Annotated in this window: 16 protein-coding genes and 1 tRNA gene; 11 read left to right on the top strand and 6 right to left on the bottom strand. The window is 61.5% G+C overall.

Annotation, left to right across the window (positions count from 1 at the left end; all coding sequences use genetic code 11):
- The first annotated feature begins 38 nt into the window (after window positions 1-38).
- Entirely contained in the window at window positions 39-2,024 is a 1,986-nt protein-coding gene (locus tag EP837_RS00840) for an acetyl-CoA carboxylase biotin carboxylase subunit (RefSeq protein WP_066523797.1), read from the top strand.
- A 108-nt stretch (window positions 2,025-2,132) separates the two neighbouring features.
- Here the strand turns inward: EP837_RS00840 and EP837_RS00845 are convergent, their stop codons facing one another.
- The gene (locus EP837_RS00845; protein WP_082919518.1) at window positions 2,133-3,218 is read right to left on the bottom strand and encodes an alpha/beta hydrolase; all 1,086 of its coding nucleotides are present in this window, start codon (window positions 3,216-3,218) and stop codon (window positions 2,133-2,135) included.
- A 138-nt stretch (window positions 3,219-3,356) separates the two neighbouring features.
- Here EP837_RS00845 and EP837_RS00850 point away from each other — a divergent pair, with 138 nt between their 5' ends.
- The gene (locus EP837_RS00850) at window positions 3,357-4,949 is read left to right on the top strand and encodes an MFS transporter (protein WP_066523798.1); all 1,593 of its coding nucleotides are present in this window, start codon (window positions 3,357-3,359) and stop codon (window positions 4,947-4,949) included.
- A gap of 40 nt (window positions 4,950-4,989) precedes the next feature.
- Complete coding sequence (alr, locus tag EP837_RS00855) at window positions 4,990-6,036, top strand: alanine racemase (protein ID WP_066523799.1); 1,047 nt, start codon at window positions 4,990-4,992, stop codon at window positions 6,034-6,036.
- 60 nt (window positions 6,037-6,096) lie between these two features.
- On the opposite strand, the gene EP837_RS00860 is transcribed toward alr, so the two are convergent.
- Window positions 6,097-7,269, bottom strand: coding sequence for an acetyl-CoA C-acetyltransferase (locus tag EP837_RS00860; protein WP_066523800.1), 1,173 nt, complete (start codon window positions 7,267-7,269; stop codon window positions 6,097-6,099).
- 45 nt (window positions 7,270-7,314) lie between these two features.
- Window positions 7,315-8,403 carry an alpha/beta fold hydrolase gene (locus EP837_RS00865; RefSeq protein WP_082919519.1) on the bottom strand — a complete coding sequence of 363 codons (1,089 nt, stop codon included), beginning with the start codon at window positions 8,401-8,403 and terminating at the stop codon, window positions 7,315-7,317.
- Here EP837_RS00865 and phaR point away from each other — a divergent pair.
- Window positions 8,402-9,004 (top strand): polyhydroxyalkanoate synthesis repressor PhaR, encoded by a 603-nt coding sequence (gene phaR, locus EP837_RS00870; RefSeq protein ID WP_066523801.1) that lies wholly within the window; start codon window positions 8,402-8,404, stop codon window positions 9,002-9,004. The two genes, EP837_RS00865 and phaR, sit on opposite strands and share 2 nt — an antisense overlap.
- 81 nt (window positions 9,005-9,085) lie before the next feature.
- Window positions 9,086-10,612: a proline--tRNA ligase gene (proS, locus tag EP837_RS00875; RefSeq protein WP_066523802.1), complete on the top strand. Its 1,527-nt coding sequence runs from the start codon at window positions 9,086-9,088 to the stop codon at window positions 10,610-10,612.
- 93 nt (window positions 10,613-10,705) lie between these two features.
- Here proS and hslU read toward each other — a convergent pair whose 3' ends face one another.
- Window positions 10,706-12,007 carry an ATP-dependent protease ATPase subunit HslU gene (gene hslU / locus EP837_RS00880; protein WP_066523803.1) on the bottom strand — a complete coding sequence of 434 codons (1,302 nt, stop codon included), beginning with the start codon at window positions 12,005-12,007 and terminating at the stop codon, window positions 10,706-10,708.
- 94 nt (window positions 12,008-12,101) lie between these two features.
- Complete coding sequence (gene hslV / locus EP837_RS00885) at window positions 12,102-12,668, bottom strand: ATP-dependent protease subunit HslV (RefSeq protein ID WP_066523804.1); 567 nt, start codon at window positions 12,666-12,668, stop codon at window positions 12,102-12,104.
- Between the two features lie 172 nt (window positions 12,669-12,840).
- On the opposite strand from hslV, the gene EP837_RS00890 reads away from it, so the two are divergent.
- Window positions 12,841-13,029, top strand: a complete 189-nt coding sequence (locus tag EP837_RS00890) for a hypothetical protein (RefSeq protein ID WP_066523805.1) — start codon at window positions 12,841-12,843, stop codon at window positions 13,027-13,029.
- A gap of 21 nt (window positions 13,030-13,050) precedes the next feature.
- Here the strand turns inward: EP837_RS00890 and EP837_RS00895 are convergent, their stop codons facing one another.
- Window positions 13,051-13,176 carry an entericidin A/B family lipoprotein gene (locus EP837_RS00895; RefSeq protein ID WP_066523806.1) on the bottom strand — a complete coding sequence of 42 codons (126 nt, stop codon included), beginning with the start codon at window positions 13,174-13,176 and terminating at the stop codon, window positions 13,051-13,053.
- Window positions 13,177-13,311: 135 nt separating this feature from the next.
- Here EP837_RS00895 and EP837_RS00900 point away from each other — a divergent pair.
- The 5 genes from EP837_RS00900 to EP837_RS00920 all read left to right on the top strand — a co-directional run bounded on the left by EP837_RS00900 (window position 13,312) and on the right by EP837_RS00920 (window position 18,283).
- A tRNA-Val gene (locus tag EP837_RS00900) sits at window positions 13,312-13,386 on the top strand.
- A gap of 77 nt (window positions 13,387-13,463) precedes the next feature.
- Window positions 13,464-15,698: a S9 family peptidase gene (locus EP837_RS00905; RefSeq protein ID WP_197486291.1), complete on the top strand. Its 2,235-nt coding sequence runs from the start codon at window positions 13,464-13,466 to the stop codon at window positions 15,696-15,698.
- A 99-nt stretch (window positions 15,699-15,797) separates the two neighbouring features.
- A complete protein-coding gene (locus tag EP837_RS00910) occupies window positions 15,798-16,823 on the top strand; it encodes an aspartate-semialdehyde dehydrogenase (protein ID WP_066523807.1) in 1,026 nt (341 codons plus the stop codon).
- 9 nt (window positions 16,824-16,832) lie between these two features.
- Window positions 16,833-17,525 carry a DUF2238 domain-containing protein gene (locus EP837_RS00915; protein WP_066523808.1) on the top strand — a complete coding sequence of 231 codons (693 nt, stop codon included), beginning with the start codon at window positions 16,833-16,835 and terminating at the stop codon, window positions 17,523-17,525.
- Window positions 17,522-18,283 carry an alpha/beta fold hydrolase gene (locus EP837_RS00920; RefSeq protein ID WP_066523809.1) on the top strand — a complete coding sequence of 254 codons (762 nt, stop codon included), beginning with the start codon at window positions 17,522-17,524 and terminating at the stop codon, window positions 18,281-18,283. Before EP837_RS00915 ends, EP837_RS00920 begins: the two co-directional genes overlap by 4 nt.
- Window positions 18,284-18,305 lie beyond the last annotated feature (22 nt).

An 18,305-nucleotide genomic window follows, 5' to 3' on the forward strand; every position in this document is an offset into this window, starting at 1 on the left:
GGTGAACAATTTTGATAGGACTGGGGCAAGGACAGAAGATGGCAATCACCAAGATCCTGATCGCGAACCGTGGCGAAATTGCGTGCCGCGTCATCCGCACGGCGCAGAAGATGGGCATCAAGACAGTCGCGGTCTATTCGGATGCCGACGCCCGCGCGCCGCATGTGCTGATGGCGGACGAAGCCGTCCATATCGGCCCGTCGCCCGCTGCTCAATCCTATCTGATTGCCGAGAAAATCATTCAGGCGTGCAAGGATACCGGCGCCAATGCCGTGCATCCGGGCTATGGCTTCCTGTCGGAGCGTGAGAGCTTCCGCAAGGCGCTGGACGCCGAGGGCATCATCTTCGTGGGCCCTCCGGCCAACGCCATCGCCGCCATGGGCGACAAGATCGAGTCCAAGAAACTCGCCAAGGCCGCGGGCGTCAATGTCGTCCCCGGCTATGTCGGCGTGATCGAGGACACCGAGCACGCCGTCCGCATCTCGAACGAGATCGGCTATCCGGTGATGATGAAGGCCTCGGCCGGCGGCGGCGGCAAAGGCATGCGCCTTGCCTACTCCGAGCAGGATATCCGCGAAGGCTTCGAGGCGACCAAGCGTGAGGGCCTGAACAGTTTCGGCGACGACCGCGTGTTCATCGAGAAGTTCATCGAAAGCCCGCGCCATATCGAAATCCAGATCCTGGGCGACCAGCACGGCAATATCGTCTATCTCAATGAACGCGAATGCTCGATCCAGCGCCGTCACCAGAAGGTGGTGGAGGAAGCGCCATCGCCCTTCGTATCCCCCGAAATGCGTAAGAAGATGGGCGAGCAGTGCGTCGCCCTGGCGCGCGCGGTCGGCTATTTCAGCGCGGGGACGGTCGAACTGATCGTGTCGGGCGCGGACAAGACCGGCGACGGCTTCTACTTCCTGGAAATGAACACCCGTTTGCAGGTGGAGCATCCGGTCACCGAAGAGATCACCGGCCTCGACCTAGTTGAACAGATGATCCGCGTCGCCAATGGCGAGGAACTGTCCTTCCGTCAGGAGGATGTGAAGATCAACGGCTGGTCGATCGAGAACCGCGTCTATGCCGAAGACCCCTATCGCGGCTTCCTGCCTTCGACGGGTCGCCTGATCCGTTACAATCCGCCGGCAACGGGCGACGGCGTGCGCGTCGATGACGGCGTGGTCGAAGGCGGCGAGGTCAGCATGTTCTACGACCCGATGATCGCCAAGCTGATCACCTGGGCGCCGACCCGTCTGGAAGCCATCGACAAGCAGATCGCTGCGCTCGACCAGTTCGAGATCGAGGGGCCGGGTCACAATATCGATTTCGTCTCCGCGCTGATGCAGCATGAGCGTTTCCGCTCGGGCAACATCACGACCGGCTTCATCGCCGAGGAATATCCCGAGGGCTTTGCTGGTGCTCCGGCCTCGGAGACGCTGCTCAAGAAGCTGTCGGCCATCGGCACCTTTGCCGCCATGGCACAGGCGGACCGGGCGCGTCGGATCGACGGTCAACTCGGCAAACGCCTCGCTCCGCCGACAGGCTGGCAGGTGAAGATCGGTGACGCTATCCATGACGTCGTGATCGATGGCGACGACGTGACCGTCGATGGCGAGGCGATCGACATGGCGCTGGAATATACGCCCGGCGACCGGCTGATCGAGGCGGAGTTCGGTGAGGAGCAGTTGGCCGTGAGGATCGCGCCGGTTCGCGCTGGCTTTATCCTGACTGCTCATGGCGCGAGCCACAAGCTGCGCATCCTGCCCGCCCATGCCGCGCTGCTGGCCAAGCACATGATTGAAAAGATCCCGCCGGATCTCTCGCGCTTCCTGATCTGCCCCATGCCGGGCCTGCTGGTCGCGCTGCATGTAAAGGAAGGCGACAAGGTCGAGGCCGGTCAGCCGCTCGCCGTGATCGAAGCGATGAAGATGGAAAATATCCTGCGCGCGCAAAAGTCGGGCGTGGTGAAGAGCGTGTCGGCGGCGCAGGGCGAAAGCCTGCCTGTGGACGCCATCATCCTTGAAATGGAATAAGACTGTTGCGTGCTCCCGCCATGTTAGGCGGGGCACCGATTTTTGTCTTGGATGCTCGACCGGTGACGACAGCCCCGGGTCGGCCGAGCGAGGCTGTCATCACGTGGATCAGCTGGCGGGCCAGCGCCCTTTCAACCATTTGCGTGTGTCTGTCAGGACAGCGGCATCCTCCGGGGTCTGCTTGCCAAAGCCGCTGTGCGGCATGGCTTCGGCGACATAGAGATCAGCCTCCACGCCAGCAGCCCTGAGCGCAGCATGCATCCTGACCGTGTCGGACAGCAGACGGTCCCTCGTCCCGGTGACGAGATGGGTAGGCGGAAAGGCGCTCCCCAAATCGCCGAATAGCGGTGAAAGATATGGATGATGCGGGTCGTTGCCGTTCAGGTAAAGCTGGGTTGAACCAACGCCGTCCGCGTCCCGCAATATGGGATCGAGACCGTTCAGCACCTCCCAGCTATCGCCAGAATTTGTGAGGTCGGTGATGGGAGTTTCAAGAACAAGGGCGCCCGGCTTCTCCAATCCCGCGTCTCTCACCTTGTGCATTAATGCAGCAGCGAGATTGCCGCCTGCGGAGCCGCCCGAAACCAGGATGTTCTTTGCGCCGTATTCTGCGAGCAGAGCCTTATACACGGCGAAACAGTCATCAAGACCAGCGGGATAAGGATGATCGGGCGGCATGCGGTAATCCACGGCAAAGGTGACGCCGCCGAACTGCATCGCCGTGACCTTCGCCAACGCCATGGCGGCGCGGCCGCCGAACAATATCCAGCCGCCCCCATGAATGCTCAGATGCGCTTTGCGCCGTTCCGCGCCCGAAATGCCGCGGCGGGTGGCGACGTAGCAGGTTGCGCCACCGATTTGCTGCGCTTCGACATCCACTCCGGGCATCTTCAATATGGCGTCCGCCGGGAGCGATTGGTTCCCTTCGGCGATATATGCGTGCCAGCCTTCCCGGTCAGACGGCTGCGGAACAGGTCGGGGTGGCGGCTGCATCGCGCCTTTCCTCAGATAATCTTGCGCCGCCTTGCTGATCGAACTGGGAGGAGGGAAAGTTCGCGCCGCAGGGCAGTCTGAAGAGGCGGACGCAGGCGTTGTCGCCTCCGCCGTTCCAGCCACAGCAGCCGCCGACAAAGTGATCGAGGCAGCGCCGGACATGATCTCTCTGCGGCTGAAAGAGCCTGGCTCAACGCTCATATTCACCCCTCCCTTATATTAAAGAACGAATATGTTCGATTATCCTAATCATGATCCTCTGCAAAGGTCATCCCATCCTTGCCGAGGGGCGGCATTACTCTAAAAGAATTTGCCAACACACAGGGGGAATGAAGGGGGATGAGGGAGGGGGTGGCCGACAGCGGCTATGTCATGGACGCAAGGCGAGACCGGCTGGTCATTTCCGCCTCCGCGCTCGGCACTGTGTTCGAATGGTATGATTTCTACATCTATGGCGTGCTTGCGCCTATCATCGGCCGCACCTTCTTTCCCACCGATAATCCGACGGTTGAACTGCTCTATTCGCTGGCGGGCTTTGCAATAGGCTTCGGATTTCGGCCTTTGGGTGCAGCATTGTTCGGTTATCTCGGTGACCGCCTGGGCCGGAAATATACCTTTCTAGCGACGATCGTCCTGATGGGCGGAGCAACGGCGGGCGTGGGGCTGACCCCATCCGCAGCCAGCATCGGGGCTGCCGCTCCCATCATCCTCATCCTGCTGCGGATCATGCAAGGGCTTGCGCTGGGCGGGGAATATGGCGGGGCGGCCATCTATGTCGCGGAGCATGCCCCAGCGGGGAAGCGCGGCTTTTACACCAGCTTCATCCAGGCCGGGGTCATCGGGGGCTTCATCCTGTCGCTGGTCGTCGTCGTCGGAACGCAGATGATTGTGGGCAAGGCCGCGTGGGAAGCCTGGGGTTGGAGGCTGCCTTTCATCTTCTCGCTCGCACTGCTGGCCATTTCGCTCTGGATGCGCCTGATGCTGCGCGAAAGTCCGGTTTTTACCGCGATGAAGAAGGCGGGTGAGCAATCCCGCAACCCGCTCAAGGAAGCCTTCACCTATCCGGGCAACAAGCGGCGCATGCTGGTCGCGATGATCGGGATCGCGGCGGGCTTCACCGTCATCGCCTATACGGTCATGTTCCAGGCGCTCTATTTCCTGCAGAGCGGCCTGCATGTGTCGCCGGGCACAGCGCAGCTGCTGGTGGGCGGCAGTGCCTTCGTGGGCATGGGAGCGTTCATCTTTTTTGGCTGGTTGTCCGATCGGGTCGGCCGCAGAAAGCCCATCATTATCAGCTATGCGCTCGTCCTGCTGCTGCTCATGCCGCTTTACCATTTCATGGGGAGTGTCGCGAACCCAGCCCTCTATCAGGTGGCGGAGCGCGCGCCGGTGGTCGTGTCGGGACCGGATTGCAGCTTCGACCCATTTGCCAAGGTGCAGCCGAGCGCGTGCGGAAAGCTACTCGATCATTTTTCCAAGCGCGGCATTCCCTATGACAAGCTAGCTGGTGATCGGCCTGCGGTGACGATCGGCGGCACGACTGTGACCGACCTGAGCACAGACGGGCTGGATGTAGCCCTGACGGCGCGCGGTTATGACTTCGGCGTCGTCAAGCCCGACTGGCCGCGAGCCATGCTGCTGTTCCTCGCTCTCCTGCTGCTCTGGACATTGTCGGGTGCTACATACGGCCCGGTGGCTGCGCTGCTGTCAGAATATTTCCCTGCCCGCATCCGCTACAGTTCGCTGTCGATCCCCTATCATATCGGGACCGGCTATTTCGGCGGTTTCCTGCCGCTCGTCAGCCAATATATCGTGGCGCGGACGGGCGATCCTTATGCGGGCCTATGGTACACCATCGTCGTGGTGGCCGTCGCACTACTGACCTGCCTGATCGCACTGCCGGAAACGCGCGGCGCCAAGCTGAGCGCGTGACGGCTCGACGCTTGCGGAGGATGCCGCTATCGCGAGGCGGATGACCGTATTTTCCGCTCCCCTGCGTCTGCGCCTCGACAGCCGCGCCCTTGTGAATAATTGGCGCTGGCTACAACAGCGCAACGGCGCTGCAGCCTGTGGCGCTGCGATCAAGGCGGATGGCTATGGCGCCGGCGCTGTCGAGGTAATGCGACGCCTGCTGGATGCAGGATGCCGCGACTTTTTCGTGTCGAATTGGGCCGAAGCAAGGCCGCTTGAACCGTTGTTGGAAGAAGGGATTTCGCTCGCGGTGCTGCACGGCGTGCGAGCTGAGGACATGGAGGTCGCGCTGGCTTCACGCGCGCGCCCCGTTCTGTGCACGCCCGATCAGATCGTGCGCTGGAAGGCTGCCGGCGGCGGCATTTGCGACCTCATGGTGGATACGGGAATGAACCGGCTGGGGCTCGATTGGCGCGGCGATTCCTTGGCTGAGATCGAGGGTCTGACCGTCGATACATTGCTCAGTCACCTCGCTTCCGCTGACGAGGATACGCGGCTCAGCCAGCTTCAATTGGAGCGGTTTGGAGCGTTGAAAGCCAGTGTTCCGGCGCAGCGATACAGTCTGGCGAACAGCGCGGGCATTTGTCTTGGACCGGACTATGCTTTCGATCTGACACGGCCTGGGCTGGCGCTCTATGGCGGCGTGCCACGGGCGGAAGCGGCGGGAAAGATCGCGCAGGTGGTCTTCCCCCAGGCTCAATTGCTGCAAAGGCGGCATGTGCCAGCGGGCGACAGCATCGGTTATAATGCAACCCATGTAGTCGTGCGCGACATGGACATCGCTGTGCTGAACATCGGCTATGCCGACGGTTATCTGCGGGCGTTTTCCGGCCGGGGGATTGTGAAGGCCGGAGACATTGCCCTGGCAGTCGTCGGACGCGTTTCGATGGACCTGGTTGCTGTGGATGTTTCCGCCCAGCCTTCACTGGTCGAGGGCGATTGGCTGGATATCGACTATGCGCTGCCTGAAGCGGCGGCGCTCTCCGGCCTGTCTCAATATGAATTGCTGACGGGGCTTGGCGATCGCTTCGATCGGCTTTGGGAGTAATCGCAACGGAAAGGCCGCCGACTTATCCACCGGCGGCCTTGTTCATGGCCGAAGCCTAGCTCAGCGTTCTATGCACATGGCCACGCCCATGCCGCCCCCGACGCACAGGGTTGCGAGGCCCTTCTTCGCGTCCCGCTTCTGCATCTCATAGAGCAAGGTCGTCAGTACGCGCGAGCCCGATGCACCCACGGGATGACCGATCGCGATCGCGCCGCCATTCACATTGACCTTTTCCGGGTCCCAGCCCAGCTCCTGCCCGACGGCCAGCGCCTGAGCGGCGAAAGCTTCATTGGCTTCGATTAGGTCCAGGTCGGCGAGCGACCAGCCGGCCTTCGCCAGAGCGTTGCGGGACGCCGGTGCGGGGCCGATGCCCATGATTGCCGGATCGACACCGCAGGTCGCAAAGCTGGCGATGCGTCCCAGAACGGGCGCATTGCGTTGCGCAGCATCGGCTGCCGTCATGACCACAAGGGCGGCCGCGCCATCATTGATGCCGCTGGCGTTCCCCGCCGTCACTGTGCCATCCTTCTTGAACGCCGGGCGCAATCCTTGCATCGCCTCTAGCGTGGCGCCTGCGCGGATATATTCATCCGCATCGACGACCGTGTCGCCCTTGCGGCCCTTGATCGTCACAGGGACGATTTCATCCTTGAAGCGGCCCGATGCACGCGCAGCTTCCGCCTTGTTCTGGCTGGCGACGGCGAACTGGTCCTGCGCATCGCGGCTGATCTGGTACTTCTCCGCCAGATTTTCGGCGGTGACGCCCATATGATAATGGTTGAACGCGTCCGTCAGCCCGTCATGCGTCATCGTGTCGATGAACGAGATCGGGCCCATTTTCGCGCCGCCACGCAGATATTGGGCATGCGGAGCGAGTGACATGCTTTCCTGACCGCCTGCGACCATGATGCGCGCGTCTCCAGCCTTGATCGCCTGCGCGGCAAGGGCGACGGCGCGCAGGCCCGACCCGCACAGTTGGTTGAGGCCGATCGCCGTCCGCTCTACCGGGATGCCCGAGTTTACGGCTGCCTGGCGCGCAGGGTTTTGCCCTTGGGCCGCGGTCAGGATCTGGCCCAATATGACTTCATCGACTTCCTCGGGCGCAATCCCTGCTTGAGCCAGCGCCGCGACGATCGCGGTGCGGCCGAGTTCATGTGCCGGGGTCGATCCGAACGCGCCCATGAAGCTGCCGACAGCAGTGCGCTTGGCGGCGGTGATGACGATGTCTGACACTATCCTGATCCTCGCTGAAGAAACCGGCCTGTTGCCGCAATATCATCATCCCCCATGGCTTGAAAGCCAAAGGGAGAGCGGGTCCCACAGCAGTTCCTGGGCGCGGCTGCCCACTATCATCCCGACATGGCCGAGTTGCAGGGTGACGCCATCCGCAAGTTCGGGCGCGGCGCTGGCGGGCACGATCCGGTCGGTAGCGGAGCGCACCGACAAGGCCGGGCAGCGCAGCCGCGCCGGATCGACCTTGGCGCCATCAACCTGCCATTCGGCAAGGCCCGTGACGTTGCCGCCATAGAAGGTTTCGAACAGCTCGCGACCGGCGGCGAAGGTGAGGGGAGGGCCGCCATTGGCCCAATCCTCCACGGCGAGGAAGGCGCGCTCAGCCTCTGAACCCGGTTCCATGTTCATGAAGGCGGCATATTTGCGGATCGTCCGCGCGGGGTCCATCGCCCAGAAGCCAGACTGCAAGACCTCCATGGGGACATAGCCGAGCCTTTCGCTCGTCGCCTTTGCGCCTTGCCAAAGTGAGCCGATGAGGTTGCGATCTTCCGTGGGAAAGCCGTCAAACTGCCATGGTGCGGCGATAGTCGCGATGGCGGTCACATCGGTGACGGACGCCGCGCCTAGGGCCAGGGTTCCGCCCAAACAGTAGCCCACAAGGATGGGCGGCCGAGGCAGGGCCTCCAGCATCGGCAAGAGCCGTTGGGTTACATGATGATCAAGACCCAGGCTCGCATCCTTGGCTGACGGCTGGCCCCAATCCACTAGATAGGCGTCATGCCCTGCTGCAGCCATGTGGCGCAGCATGGAACGTCCCTCGGACAGGTCGAGAACTTGGGGCGGGTTGATGAGCGAGGGTATGAAAACAACCGGCGCCCGGCCATTTTCCCTGCCGTAGTGCAGCAATTTGGCGCTGCCAGAAGCCGCAAATGATGCAGGGCTGGGAGGAGGAGCGGGGCGCTCTGCGGTCTGATATTTACGTAAACCTTGGAAGGCGAGCCTTCGAAGATCAGGATCATTCTCCGTTTCGCGCCATAAAATGCTGAGAAAGAGGGGTAATGGCCGCGGTCCATGTTGCGGTGCGGCAACCCCCTGTGCTAATGCGGAATGTGCAGGTGTGGGAGAGGAATCCATGGCCAAAACCAAGACCGCCAATGAATCAGAGCCGGTCATCATAAAGAAATATGCGAACAGGCGTCTCTATAACACGGAAACGTCGAGTTACATCACGCTGGATCTGTTATCGCAAATGACTCGTGAGGGGCGCGAGTTTGTGGTCGTGGACGCCAAGACCGGAGAGGATATTACGCATAATGTCCTCACGCAAATCATCATGGAGGAGGAGCAACGGGGCAAGAATATGCTGCCGGTCAACTTCCTGCGCCAGCTGATCGCCATGTATGGCGATTCCATGCAGTCCATGGTGCCGCAATATCTGGAAGCGTCGATGGAAGCGTTCCGCAAGAACCAGATGCAGTTTCAGGAGGCGATGAAGGGCGCGTTTGGCGGGGGGCCGCTGGCCGAAATCGCCAAGCGCAACATGCAGATGTTCGAAGCCGCTGCCACCGCGTTCGGCGGCGTTCCTGGCATGCCGGGAATGCCTGGGATGCCCGGCATGCCTGGCGTGTCGCCGGCGCCAGCTACCGCAGCATCCGGCGACGACAAGGATGACGAGATTGCGGACCTGAAGGCGCAGCTTGCTGCACTGAATGCGAAGATCGACAAGCTGAGCTGAGCCCGAGCGTTCGGGCTCGACGGGACGGCGCGCTTGGCCTATGGCGCGCCTTCTTTAAGACATAAGAACAAGGCCCGATCCGTGAAGCACGCCCTTTCCGTTACCCGCGAACAGGATTTCGCCGCCTGGTACCAGGCTGTCGTTTCCGAAGCCGATATGGCTGAGGAAAGCGGCGTGCGCGGCTGCATGGTTATCCGGCCCTGGGGCTATGGCATCTGGGAACGGATGCAGAAGTTGCTGGACGATCGCATCAAGGCGACCGGCCACGAAAATTGCTATTTCCCGCTCTTCATTCCGCTTTCCTATTTTGAGAAGGAAGCTGAGCATGTGGACGGCTTCGCCAAGGAAATGGCGGTCGTCACGCACCATCGCCTGATCCAGAAGGACGGCAAGCTGGTGCCCGATCCGGAAGCGAAGCTGGAAGAACCGCTGGTCGTCCGTCCGACTTCCGAAACGGTGATCGGCGCAGCATTTTCCCGCTGGGTGCAGAGCTGGCGCGACCTGCCGGTGCTGATCAATCAGTGGGCCAATGTCGTCCGCTGGGAAATGCGCACCCGTATGTTCCTGCGCACGGCCGAGTTCCTCTGGCAGGAAGGCCACACGGCTCACGCCACCGTCGAAGAGGCGATGGAAGAGACGATGAAGATGCTGGAAGTCTATCGCAGCTTCGCGGAGGAGTGCGTCGCTCTCCCCGTCGTAGCTGGCGAAAAGCCGGAGAATGAGCGCTTTCCCGGCGCGGTCGCCACCTATTCGATCGAAGCGATGATGCAGGATGGCAAGGCGCTGCAGGCCGGGACGTCGCACTTCCTGGGCACTACCTTTTCCAAGGCGCAGAACATCAAGTTCCAGAACGCCGAAGGTAGCCAGGAACTGGCACAGACCACCAGCTGGGGCGTCTCCACCCGGATGATCGGGGGCCTCATCATGGTGCATGGTGACGACGACGGTCTCCGTGTGCCGCCGCGGCTTGCCCCCTATCAGATCGTCGTCGTGCCGATGCTGCGCGACAATGATGAGGATACGGCGATCCTGGATTATTGCGGCGATCTGGTCGCGGAGTTGAACAAGAAGGACGCGTTCCGCGAACCCGTTCGCGCGCTGCTCGACCGGCGCCCCGCGAAGGCCGCGAACAAGCGCTGGGGTTGGGTCAAGAAGGGCGCTCCGATCGTCATCGAAGTCGGTGGCCGCGATGTTGCGGGCGGCAATGTGTCCGTGCTACGCCGCGACCGCCTCTATCGCGAGGATGGCAAGCTCGATAGCCAGATCGTGGCGAAGGGTGATTTCCTGGGCGCGGCGACGACCATGCTGGAGGAGGTCCAGCAGGCCCTGTTCACCGACGCACAGGCGCGGCTGCAGGGCAATATCGACACATCAATCACCGCGCTTGATGCGCTGAAGGCTTATTTTGCTGCCAGCAAGAAACCTGGCTGGGCGCTGGTCCAGTGGGCCAAGCCAACCGGCGCGGCGCTGGACAAGGTGATCGAGTGGCTGAAGGGTGAGAAGCTGACGCTGCGCAATGTGCCGCTAAATGCGGATGCGGCGGATAGCAGTTGCATCTTTACCGGCGAGAAGGCGGTGGAACGGGTATTGGTGGGCCGGAGCTACTGAACGATTTCCCCTCCCGTATGTGGGACGGGATTAAGGGTGGAGCCGCGCCACGCACGCGCCCACCTCCCAGCCCCTCCGCATGCGGCAGGGGGGCTAGAGTACATATTTGCTAAGGTCGGTATTCCGCGCAACTTCGTTCAGTTGCTTGCCGACATAGGCTGCATCGATCACCAGCGTTTCACCCTGGCGGTCCTCTGCGTCGAAGCTCACATCTTCCAGCAGCTTTTCCATCACGGTCTGAAGGCGGCGTGCGCCTATATTCTCAACCTCGCTGTTGACCTCCGCTGCGATCTTCGCCACCGCGCGGATGCCGTCCGGCGTCAGATCGATGGTCACGCCCTCAGTCGCCAGCAATGCGCGATATTGCGCAACAAGGCTGGCTTTCGTGTCGGAGAGGATGGCGACGAAATCATCTTCGGTCAGCGCCTTGAGCTCCACGCGGATCGGCAAGCGGCCCTGAAGCTCAGGCAGCAGGTCGCTAGGCTTCGCCACATGGAACGCGCCCGACGCGATGAACAGGATATGGTCGGTCTTGAGCGGGCCATATTTGGTCGAAACCGTTGTGCCCTCGATCAGCGGTAGCAAATCGCGCTGCACACCTTCGCGGCTGACAGAGCCGCCGCGTACATCGCTGACCGCGATCTTGTCGATCTCGTCCAGGAAGACGATGCCGTTCTGCTCGGCGCTGGCGATAGCGACGCGGGCGACATCATCCTGGTCGAGCCGCTTGTCCTGCTCTTCCTCGACCAGCTTGTCCCAGGCTTCCGCAACCCGCAGCTTGCGACGCTTCTTCTGCGTCTGGCCGAAAGCCTTGGACATCATGTCGGACAGGTTGATCATGCCGATCTGGCCGCCCATGCCGGGAATTTCCATCGGCATGGAGGGGCTGTCGGCAACCTCTACCTCCACCTCGACGTCATTCATCTGGTCATTCTCGATCCGTTGACGGAAGGAGAGGCGTGTCGCCTCGCTCGCTTCCTTGCCTGTGAGCGCGTCAAGCAGGCGGCCCATGGCGGCCTCGGAGGCAGCCTCGCGCACGGCCTCGCGGCGGCGGTCCTTTTCCAGGCGAACGGCTTCTTCGACCAGGTCGCGGACGATCTGCTCGACGTCGCGGCCGACATAGCCGACCTCGGTGAACTTGGTGGCTTCGACCTTTACGAAGGGTGCGTCGGCCAGCTTCGCGAGGCGGCGGCTGATCTCCGTCTTGCCGCAACCCGTGGGGCCGATCATCAGGATGTTCTTGGGCGTCACTTCGTCGCGCAAATCGGGTGAGAGGCGTTGACGCCGCCAGCGGTTGCGCAATGCCACGGCGACGGCGCGCTTGGCATCGGCTTGCCCGATGATGTGCGCGTCCAGCGCGGAGACGATGGCTTTGGGGGTCAGGTTGTCGTTCATGTCTTTGGAAATCCGTTCGCCCTCAGCTTGTCGAAGGGCATTTCTTTAAGTTGAAGAGAAGGGAAGAGCTTCGACCAGATCGACCCGAACGGAGTTAAGTTACCGAGGGCAATTCCTCGATCACCAGTTGGTCGTTGGTATAGACGCAGATATCCGCCGCCACGGCCATCGCCTTGCGGGCGAGCGTTTCCGCATCCTCTTCATACTCCACCAGCGCGCGGGCGGCGGCGAGGGCGAAGTTGCCGCCTGACCCGATCGCCGCGACGCCGCCCAGCGGCTCCAGTACATCGCCATTGCCAGTCAGGATCAGCGTTACTTCCTTGTCGGCGACGATCATCATCGCTTCCAGGTTGCGCAGATATTTGTCGGTGCGCCAGTCCTTGGCCAACTCCACGGCGGCGCGCATCAACTGGCCGTTATGCCGTTCCAGCTTTGCTTCCAGCCGTTCAAACAGGGTGAAGGCGTCAGCCGTCGCGCCTGCAAAGCCGCCAATGACCGACCCGTCATGCAGGCGGCGGACCTTGCGGGCGTTCGGTTTCATGACGGTCTGGCCCATGGAAACCTGGCCGTCACCGGCCACGATCACCTTCCCGTTCTTACGTACCGACATGATGGTGGTGCCGTGCCAGACCGGCATGGCGCTGGAGCGTTGGTCGTTCATGGCGCGGCATATGGGAGCGAATGGGCTACCGCGCAAGCATAGTAGCCCGGGGCGCTGGATCGTGGCATTTTCTAGACGGAATTATGACAATTCGTTCAGGAACCAATTCCGGTTAATTGACTTTGTGCGGAGCAGCACGGATCATGAAGACTGGTGAACGGGAGGAAATCCAATGTCTCTGAAGGCCAGAGCGCGGGAAAAAGTCGAGCGCGCGGGGATCTCCAACTACACCTTCGACCATGATGTTCTGGTGATGTGCGGCGTCCGCTACACCCTCGCCGCGTGCAACTGCGGCGAACCGGATTGCGATGGCGTCCGGCTGGAAAGAAACGCGGCCATGGGCAGCCGCGTTCTTCAGTAATTCAAGCGATGATCGCTCAGCTTACATAGCGCGGTCGCCTGCGCGACCGACGGATTCAATATCGCGGCCCACACCCTGAACGGTGTTGCAGGCTGCCAGGCCGGAGAGAAGAAACCCGGCAATCACGAAGGCAATGGTTTGACGCATAGACAGTCACTCCCTTTCTGGTCTCGCAACTAAAGCGGCCCCACAAAAAGGCAATAAGCCCAATTTACGATTTCGGTTTCACCCCTGCTTGACAGGAGCGGTGACGGGTGCCAATGGCCGCATCCTCCTTTCAGGGGGCGCGTAGCTCAGCGGTAGAGCACACCCTTCACACGGGTGGGGTCACAGGTTCAATCCCTGTCGCGCCCACCATGACCTCCCTTGGTCGTGGTAGGAAAGATTATTTCCCTACATTGATCTTTTCAGCTCCCAGGCGCTAACTTCGCCGAATGACGATTTCCTCTTATGCGAAGGGTGGCGCGGCCATCGGCGCGCTGCTGGCGACCGCGACGGTTCCAGCCGCAGCCGAGCAAAAGCTGACGCTGGAGCGCGTCTTTGCCAATCCCGATCTATCTGGGCCTCAGCCGCGCGCGTTGAAATTGTCGCCGGACGGCAAGCTGGTCACATTGCTGAAACCGCGGACGGATGAAAAGGAGCGGCTCGATCTCTGGGCGATCGACAGTTCGACGGGGGTCGAACGGATGCTGGTCGATTCGAAGAAGGTGGGGAGCGGTGCGGAATTGTCCGAGGCCGAGAAGATGCAGCGCGAACGGGACCGCTCGATCGCTGGAAATACGGGCATCGTCAGCTACGACTGGGCGCCCGATGGCAAGAGCATCCTGGTCCCTGTCGATGGCGATCTCTTTTTGGCCGCGCTGGATGGTCGCGTCACACGGCTAACCAACACACCCGAAGGCGAGTTGAATGGGATCGTCAGCCCCAAGGGCGGCTTCGTTTCCTTTGTGCGCGAGGGTAATCTCTTCGTGCAGCCGATCGGTGGACGGGAACGCCAACTGACCCAAGGTGCGAGTGACACGGTAAGCTGGGGCGTCGCCGAGTTCGTCGCACAAGAGGAAATGGATCGCCGCACCGGCTATTGGTGGTCCCCGGATGATGCGATGATCGCCGTCGCTCGCGTCGATGAGGGGCCGGTAGGTATCGTCACGCGGACCGCCATCGGTGGCGAGGGAACGAAGGTTTATCAGCAGCGCTATCCCGCCGCCGGAACGCCTAACGCGCTGGTCGATCTCTATGTCATAAAGCCGGATGGATCGAGCCAGGTGAAGGTCGATCTGGGGCATGAACGCGACATTTATCTGGCGCGCGTTGATTGGTCGAAGGATGCCAGGACTCTCTATGTCCAGCGTCAGAGCCGCGACCAGAAGACGCTGGACCTGCTCGCGGTCGATCCCACCACGGGCAAGGCCAAGGTGCTGCTTGCTGAAAGAGCAAAGAGCTGGGTCAACCTCAGCAACAATTTCACGCCGCTTGGTGATGGCAGCTTCCTCTGGTGGTCTGAAAAGAGCGGTCATGGCCATCTCTATCATGTGCGCGACGGCTCCTGGACGCCGCTGACCAGCGGCCCGTGGGAGGTGCGCGATGTTGTCGCCGTCGATGAGAAGCAGGGCCTCGTTTATTTCACCGGCAATCGCGAAACGCCGCTGGAACAGCAACTTTATGCCGCGCCTCTGTCGGGCAAGGGCAAGCTGCGCCAGTTGACCAGCAATGGCTGGTGGAACGACGCCGTCATGGACGCCGCCGCCACCCGCGTCGTGATCGCCCGCAGTAACACGGATCAGCCGAAGCAGGTCTATCTGGCCGACACCGGCGGCAAGCGGCTGCAGTGGCTGTCAGAAAATGCAGTGGCGGACGGCCATCCCTATGCGCCTTATCTCGGCAGCCACGTGAAGACGCGCTTCGGCACGATCAAGGCAGCGGACGGATCGACGCTTTACACCCGCATCATGACTCCGCCGCTGGAAGCAGGGAAACGCTATCCGGTCTTCATGCTGCATTATGGCGGACCGGGTGCGGGCCGGATCGTGACCAATCAATGGAGTTCGCCGCTCTACCAATATCTGGTGGATAGAGGCTGGATCGTCTTCGCGGTGGATAATCGGGGCACGCCCGATCGTGGCAAGGCGTTCGAGGATCATCTTTACCGTGCGATGGGCACGGTCGAGGTCGAGGATCAATTAAAAGGCGTCGAATGGTTGAAGGCTCAGCCCTATGTCGATCCTCAGCGGATCGCGACCTATGGCTGGTCCTATGGCGGATACATGTCCGTGAAGCTGTTGGAGAAGGCGCCCGGCGTCTTTTCCGCTGCGATCGCTGGCGCTCCGGTCACGCGATGGGAATTGTATGACACCCATTATACCGAACGCTACCTCGGCAAGCCGCAGGACAAGCCTAGCGCCTATCCCCACTCGGGCGCGATCGATGACGCCGTGAAGATCAAGGACCCGCTGCTGCTGGTCCACGGCATGTCGGACGACAATGTCGTGTTCGACAATATGACGGCCCTTATGGCGAAGATGCAGGCGGCCGCCGTGCCGTTTGAATTGATGGTCTATCCCGGCCAGACTCATCGTGTGGGCGGTCCCGGCATCAGCGTCCATCTTTGGCGCACGATTGAGGATTTTCTGGCTCGCCACGGGACGGCGCCCGATGCTCCGTCGAAATAGGAGAGCTTTGCCGCGGTGTAGCCGCTTCATGCTGGACAATTACCGCAGCGGCGCTATGGCGCGCACTCCGCAATTTTGCATGGAGTGGAGTCTTTAGTCATGGGTTACAAGGTCGTCGTCGTTGGTGCCACGGGCAATGTGGGCCGCGAAATGCTGACCATTCTCGCCGAGCGCGAGTTTCCTATTGACGAGATCGCGGCGGTTGCATCGCCCCGGTCGCAGGGTTTGTCCGTCGATTTCGGCGACACCGGCAAGACCATCAAATGCCAGAATATCGAGCATTTCGACTTCAGCGGATGGGACATCGCCCTGTTCGCGGCGGGCTCCGGCCCGACGGCCGAATATGCGCCCAAAGCGGCGGCCGCCGGTTGCGTGGTGATCGACAATTCGTCGCTCTACCGCATGGACCCGGATGTACCGCTGATCGTGCCCGAAGTGAACCCAGACGCGATCGACGGCTACAAGAAGAAGAACATCATCGCGAACCCGAACTGCTCGACCGCGCAGATGGTGGTGGCGCTCAAGCCTTTGCATGACGCCGCCAAGATCAAGCGCGTCGTCGTCGCCACCTACCAGTCGGTGTCTGGCGCGGGCAAGGCGGGCATGGACGAGCTGTTCGAACAGTCGCGCAACATCTTCGTCGGCGATCCGGCGGAGGCGAAGAAGTTCACCAAGCAGATCGCCTTCAACGTGATACCGCACATCGACGTCTTCCTGGACGATGGTTCGACCAAGGAAGAATGGAAGATGGTTGCGGAGACCAAGAAGATCCTCGATCCCAAGGTGAAGGTCACGGCGACCTGCGTGCGCGTCCCCGTGTTCGTCGGCCATTCCGAGGCGCTGAACATCGAGTTCGAGAATGAGATTTCGGCCAAGGAAGCGCAGGACATCCTGCGCGAAGCGCCGGGCATCATGCTCGTCGATAAGCGCGAGGATGGCGGCTACGTCACCCCGGTCGAATGTGTCGGCGACTATGCGACCTTCGTCAGCCGCGTCCGTGAAGACTCGACCGTCGATAATGGCCTGTCGCTCTGGTGTGTCAGCGACAATCTGCGCAAGGGCGCGGCGCTCAACGCTGTGCAGATCGCCGAACTGCTGGGCCGTCGTCACCTCAAGAAGGGCTGAGCCCATCGGATGATATCCGGTGCTGCTGCCGTCTGGAAAAGCCTTCCGATAGCGCAGCGCCGGATGATCCTGCTTTTGCTCGCGGCCATCGCCGCCGCGCAGATCAACCAGCCTTATCCCGAACTGTCACCGCTGCAACATGGGCCAACGCTGGTTTTGGCGTTCGTTGCCCCCTGGCTTCTGAGCCGCTGGCCGCTGACGAACGGCGCTGTCGCCTGCATATTAGCCTTCCTGCTGCTGCACACCTTGGGTGGCCGCTACATCTATTCCTATGTGCCCTATGATAACTGGGCGCGCGCTATCACTGGTCATGATATTTCCGGCACATTCGGGTGGCGGCGCAACGGCTATGACCGCCTTGTGCATTTTGCTTTCGGCCTGCTGCTGACACCACCGCTCACGCAGTTCGCGCGGCGTTGGGGCGGAATGTCTCTGGGGTGGAGCCTGCTGTTTGGCTTCGTCGCAATCGGCTTCGTCGGCGCACTTTATGAAATGTTCGAATGGCTGCTGACGCTGATGGCCGAGGGAGAAACGGCCGATTGGTATAATGGCCAGCAGGGCGACGTGTGGGACCCGCAAAAGGACATGGCGGCGGCTCAGGCGGGCGCGCTAATCTCGATATTGTTTCTGTGCGTGCGCCCGTCTCGACAAGGCGGGGCTGACGCCATATCGCACCCGGCTACATCTACGGAGCGACCATGACGGACCTTGCAATGGAAAAGCTGGAGATCAAGGGGCTTGGTGGTTTGCCCATCGCCGTGCATGTCGCGGGCGAAGGGCGCGATTTGGTCCTGATCCATGGCTATTTCTCCAACGCTTACACGAATTGGGTACGCTATGGCCATGCCGCCCGTTTGGTGGAGGCTGGCTTCCGCCTAATCCTGCCTGACTTGCGTGGCCATGGTGAGAGCGGAAAGCCGCATGACGCCGCTGCCTATCCGCCCGACGCGCTGACCGATGACAATCTGGCTGTGATCGAACAGCTGGGGCTGACTGACTATGATCTGGGCGGTTATTCGCTAGGCGCGCGCACCACGGTGCGGATGCTCGCACGGGGCGCAACCCCGCGCCGCGTTGTCCTGGCGGGCATGGGCTTGCGCGGCCTCGTCCACACCCTCGACAAGGGCGGCTACTACAAGAAGGTCCTTACCAACCTTGGTACGTTTGAGCGCGGTACGTCCGAATGGATGACGGAGGCGTTTCTCAAGACCACCAAGGGCGATCCGGTGGCAATGCTCCACATCCTCAACACCTTCGTCGATACGCAAGCCGAGAAGATCGCGACTTTCACCCAGCCGGTGGAAGTCATCTGCGGCGCGGACGATCAGGACAATGGCGTCGCACAGGAACTTGCCGACGCGCTACCCAACGGCCGTTATGTGGAGATTCCCGGCAATCACATGAATGCCGTGACCCGGAAAGAGTTGGGGCAGGCTATACTGGATTTTCTCAGCGTCTAAGTGCCTGACCGCGAACGTGCAA

The sequence above is a fragment of the Sphingobium sp. EP60837 genome, assembly GCF_001658005.1.
Lineage (GTDB): Bacteria > Pseudomonadota > Alphaproteobacteria > Sphingomonadales > Sphingomonadaceae > Sphingobium > Sphingobium tyrosinilyticum.

Bases quoted from the DNA above. Each gene is read 5' to 3' on its own strand.
- phaR (WP_066523801.1), top strand. From the start codon at position 8,402: ATGGCCAAAACCAAGACCGCCAATGAATCAGAGCCGGTCATCATAAAG.
- EP837_RS00840 (WP_066523797.1), top strand. From the start codon at position 39: ATGGCAATCACCAAGATCCTGATCGCGAACCGTGGCGAAATTGCGTGC.
- EP837_RS00850 (WP_066523798.1), top strand. From the start codon at position 3,357: ATGAGGGAGGGGGTGGCCGACAGCGGCTATGTCATGGACGCAAGGCGA.
- hslU (WP_066523803.1), bottom strand. From the start codon at position 12,007: ATGAACGACAACCTGACCCCCAAAGCCATCGTCTCCGCGCTGGACGCG.
- EP837_RS00905 (WP_197486291.1), top strand. From the start codon at position 13,464: ATGACGATTTCCTCTTATGCGAAGGGTGGCGCGGCCATCGGCGCGCTG.
- EP837_RS00895 (WP_066523806.1), bottom strand. From the start codon at position 13,176: ATGCGTCAAACCATTGCCTTCGTGATTGCCGGGTTTCTTCTCTCCGGC.
- alr (WP_066523799.1), top strand. From the start codon at position 4,990: ATGACCGTATTTTCCGCTCCCCTGCGTCTGCGCCTCGACAGCCGCGCC.
- EP837_RS00915 (WP_066523808.1), top strand. From the start codon at position 16,833: ATGATATCCGGTGCTGCTGCCGTCTGGAAAAGCCTTCCGATAGCGCAG.
- EP837_RS00865 (WP_082919519.1), bottom strand. From the start codon at position 8,403: ATGGATTCCTCTCCCACACCTGCACATTCCGCATTAGCACAGGGGGTT.
- EP837_RS00890 (WP_066523805.1), top strand. From the start codon at position 12,841: ATGTCTCTGAAGGCCAGAGCGCGGGAAAAAGTCGAGCGCGCGGGGATC.
- hslV (WP_066523804.1), bottom strand. From the start codon at position 12,668: ATGAACGACCAACGCTCCAGCGCCATGCCGGTCTGGCACGGCACCACC.
- EP837_RS00920 (WP_066523809.1), top strand. From the start codon at position 17,522: ATGACGGACCTTGCAATGGAAAAGCTGGAGATCAAGGGGCTTGGTGGT.
- EP837_RS00910 (WP_066523807.1), top strand. From the start codon at position 15,798: ATGGGTTACAAGGTCGTCGTCGTTGGTGCCACGGGCAATGTGGGCCGC.
- EP837_RS00845 (WP_082919518.1), bottom strand. From the start codon at position 3,218: ATGAGCGTTGAGCCAGGCTCTTTCAGCCGCAGAGAGATCATGTCCGGC.